Genomic DNA, 3008 nt, shown 5'->3' with positions numbered 1-3008 from the left:
GGGCGCGTCCGGCGCGATCCTCGCCTGCGCCAATGTCGCACCCGCGGCCTACGCCGACCTGATCGCCGCCTGGCGCACCGGCGACCTCCCGCGCGGCCGCGAACTCGGCAACCGTCTCGCACCCGTCGCCGCCGCCATGTTCGCCGAGCCCAATCCGGTTGTCGTGAAGGCGGTCCTGGCCGCGCAGGGCCGCATCCCGACCCCGAACGTCCGCCTGCCCCTGCTCCCGGCAACTCCGGAAGCAACCGCCGCCGCCCTCGCGGCGCTGCCCGAACAACGGGCGGCGACTCGGGTGTGATCCGGCTCGCGGGGGTGTCAATGGCAGTATCGAGGGCGTGAACAAGCCCGACCCACAGGTGGAAATCGTCGTAGACCTGGATGCCATCGCCCACAATGTGCGAATCCTGGCCGAGCACGCCGGAGATGCCGCCGTGATGGTCGTGGTGAAGGCCGACGGGTACAACCACGGTGCGGCCGAGGTGGCCCAGGCGGCGCTGGCTGCCGGGGCGCGCGAGATCGGAACCACCACGATCGCGGAAGCAGTGGCGCTGCGGGCCGCCGGTATCACCGCCCCGATCCTGTCCTGGCTCAACACCTCCGACGCCGATTACGCCAGCGGCGTCGAGGCCGACATCGAGATCGGCGTCTCGTCGGTCGAGCAGTTGGCGGCGGTCGCCCAGGGCGCGCGCGCCCTGGGCCGCACCGCCACCGTGAGCCTGAAGGTCGATACCGGCCTCAACCGCAACGGCATTCCCGCGGCCGAGTTCCCCGAGGTGCTCGACCTCCTCGGCAAGCTGGTCGCCGACGGCGTCGTGCGTTTCCGCGCCCTGTTCTCCCACCTGGCCATGGCCGACGAGCCGCAGCATCCCGTCAACGACATGCAGCGCGACCGCTTCCTCGCCTTCCTGGCCACCGCCAAGGAGCACGGCCTGGAGCCGGAACTGGCGCACCTGGCGAATTCCGCTGCGGCACTGACCCGCCCGGACCTCGCCTTCGACATGGTCCGCCCCGGCATCGCGGTGTACGGCCTCTCCCCGATCCCGGAGCAGTCCGACTTCGGCCTGCGCCCGGCCATGACCCTGCGCGCCCGGGTGCTGCGGGTGAAGCGGGTCGCCGCCGGCGAGGGCGTGTCCTACGGGCATCAGTGGATCGCCGAGCACGACACCACGGTCGCGCTCATCCCGGCCGGTTACGCCGACGGCGTGCCGCGCCCGCTGAGCGGCCGGTTCTCGGTGTGGCTGGGCGGCGCGCGCCGCCCGCAGATCGGCCGGGTCTGCATGGACCAGTTCGTGGTGGACCTCGGCGCCAACGAAGCGGGCGTGGCCGCGGGCGACACCGCGATCCTGTTCGGCGGTGAACCCGGTCACCCGCACGCGCAGGAGTGGGCCGACGCGCTCGGCACCATCAACTATGAGATCGTGTGCGCGCCGCGCGGCCGCGCGACCCGCACACACCTCGGGGGCAATCGATGACCGACCAACGCATGCTCGCCACCGTGGAGGACACCGAAGCGCTGGGCCGCGAGCTCGCCGACCAGCTGCAGGCCGGGGATCTGGTGATCCTCGACGGCCCGCTCGGCGCGGGCAAGACCGCGCTCACCCGCGGCATCGCGGCGGGCCTCGGCGTCGAAGGACGGGTCAGCTCACCGACTTTCATCATCGCCCGCCAGCATCGCGCCGGAACCCACCCGGGCGCGGTGGCGCTGGTGCACGTCGACGCCTACCGCCTCGGCGGCGATCTCGACGAGCTCGACGCGCTGGATCTGGATACCGATCTCGACCACGCCGTGGTGGTCATCGAATGGGGTTCGGGCGTCGCCGAACATCTCACCGACCGTCACCTGCGCGTGCAATTGCGCCGCGAGCCGGAGTCGGATGTGCGCACCGCGGAATGGGAGTGGATCGCCGCCAACTGATGCGCGAGTAAGTTCGCGCAGGCAGACACCACACCGAGTGGGCTGTACCACCCGGTATCGTAAGGGCAATCATGCTGATTTTGGCTGTCGACACCGCTACTCCGGCCGTCACGGCGGGACTGGTGGAACTGGAACCGGCGGAACCCGGATCGAACGCACCGCGCCTCACCACGATCACCACCAAGGTGACCGTGGACGCTCGCGCGCACAACGAGGTGCTGACGCCGCACATCCTGGCCTGCCTCGCCGAATCCGGGCGCTCCCGTGCCGATATCGCGGCGGTGGTGGCCGGAATCGGGCCCGGGCCGTTCACCGGATTGCGGGTCGGCATGGCCACCGCGGCAGCCTTCGGTGACGCGCTGGGCGTGCCGGTTTACGGCGTGTGCAGTCTGGACGCGATCGCCGCCGACACCGAGAGCTACCTGCGCGAGAGTTCCGAGCCGACCGAGCTGCTGGTCGTCACCGACGCCCGCCGCCGCGAGGTGTACTGGGCCCGCTACCGGGCCGACGGCGAGGCCGCGACAGCCACCGGCGCGGGCGCCACGCTGTCCCGTGTGGAGGGCCCCGAGGTGAGCAAGCCCGCCGACCTGGATCAGGCCGCCGCCACCGTGATCGCCGGATCCGCCTCGCACGTGGACTATTTCGATCTGCCCGTGCTGCCGGTCGAGACGCCGTCGCCCGCCGGCCTGGTGCGCTGCGCCGCCGCCGAGATCCTGACCGGTGCGACCCCCGCCCCGCTGGTGCCGCTCTACCTGCGCCGCCCCGACGCGGTCGAGAAGAGTTACGCGCAGGTGGGCCGATGACCATCCGCATCGAACCGATGCGGCCGGAAGACGTCACCCGCTGCGCCGAACTCGAGCAGGTGTTGTTCCCCGAGGACGATCCCTGGCACGAGGTTTCGTTCCTGTCGGAGCTGGCCGGACCGCACAACCGCTACATCACCGCGCGCGATCGCAGCGGCCGCATGGTCGGCTACGCCGGAATCGCGTTGCTCGGCACCGCCGATCATCCCGAGGCCGAGGTGCACACCATCGGTGTCGACCCCGCCGATCATCGTCGCGGCATCGGCACCCTGCTGCTCGAAGCCCTGCTG

At 71.3% G+C, this 3008-nt stretch carries 5 protein-coding genes; all 5 read left to right on the top strand.

Features of this window, described 5'->3' with window-relative positions; translation table 11 throughout:
* On the top strand, positions 1-298 hold a 298-nt coding region (locus tag ACWELQ_RS42415; RefSeq protein WP_452402633.1), incomplete at its 5' end, for a dihydrodipicolinate synthase family protein.
* 37 nt (positions 299-335) lie between these two features.
* On the top strand, positions 336-1472 hold the full coding sequence (gene alr / locus ACWELQ_RS42410) for an alanine racemase (RefSeq protein WP_452402632.1): 1137 nt from the start codon (positions 336-338) through the stop codon (positions 1470-1472).
* On the top strand, positions 1469-1915 hold the full coding sequence (gene tsaE / locus ACWELQ_RS42405) for a tRNA (adenosine(37)-N6)-threonylcarbamoyltransferase complex ATPase subunit type 1 TsaE (RefSeq protein ID WP_452402631.1): 447 nt from the start codon (positions 1469-1471) through the stop codon (positions 1913-1915). The genes alr and tsaE overlap by 4 nt, the downstream gene beginning before the upstream one ends.
* A gap of 71 nt (positions 1916-1986) precedes the next feature.
* Positions 1987-2718, top strand: coding sequence for a tRNA (adenosine(37)-N6)-threonylcarbamoyltransferase complex dimerization subunit type 1 TsaB (gene tsaB, locus ACWELQ_RS42400; RefSeq protein ID WP_452402630.1), 732 nt, complete (start codon positions 1987-1989; stop codon positions 2716-2718).
* Positions 2715-3008, top strand: a 294-nt coding sequence (locus tag ACWELQ_RS42395; RefSeq protein WP_452402629.1) for a GNAT family N-acetyltransferase, incomplete at its 3' end; no start/stop codon positions are given. The genes tsaB and ACWELQ_RS42395, both read left to right, overlap by 4 nt.

The organism is Nocardia sp. NPDC004722, assembly GCF_053601505.1.
This window is presented reverse-complemented; position numbering and strand designations above follow the sequence as displayed.